The organism is Megasphaera jansseni (genome assembly GCF_047974155.1).
GTDB lineage: Bacteria > Bacillota > Negativicutes > Veillonellales > Megasphaeraceae > Megasphaera.
The window spans coordinates 1-426 of record NZ_JBHYRR010000078.1; the positions used below are offsets into that span (position 1 = coordinate 1).

General features: G+C 47.2%; 1 protein-coding gene. It reads left to right on the top strand.

Translation table 11 applies throughout. The annotated features are described in order from the left end of the window. Nucleotides 1–398: IS66 family insertion sequence element accessory protein TnpA (gene tnpA, locus ACE418_RS13470; RefSeq protein WP_416451082.1), on the top strand; the 398-nt coding region annotated here is incomplete at its 5' end. Between the last annotated feature and the right edge of the window lie 28 nt (nucleotides 399–426).

The window sequence follows — 426 nt, forward strand, 5'->3', positions numbered from 1 at the left end:
CCATTTTGTCTAAAAACTCTAATTTATCCTATTCAGTAAGGAGGATGTTTTTGGATACTCAAAAAATTACACACGAAATAAGAATGAAACACTGGATGCAGATCATCGCGCAGCGCCAGCAGAGTGGCTTAACGGTGAAGGAGTTCTGTGCGCAGCAGGATATCCCTATCAAGCAGTATTACTACTGGCAACATAAACTCCGTATTCGTTTCGCACCGGCACAGGCGCCGGAAACTAAAAAGGAGGAAGTCCCTACACTGGTCCCGCTTTCGGCGGCGATTCCCGTCCAGGATTCCCTCATCGTGCAGTGTGGTGCGTTTTCCCTGGAAGTGACGGAGCATACTTCTGAAAGGCTGCTGCAAAAGACGCTGCAGCTACTGCAAAAGGTGAATGCTTGATGGATTTGCATATTTCAGCAGAACATGT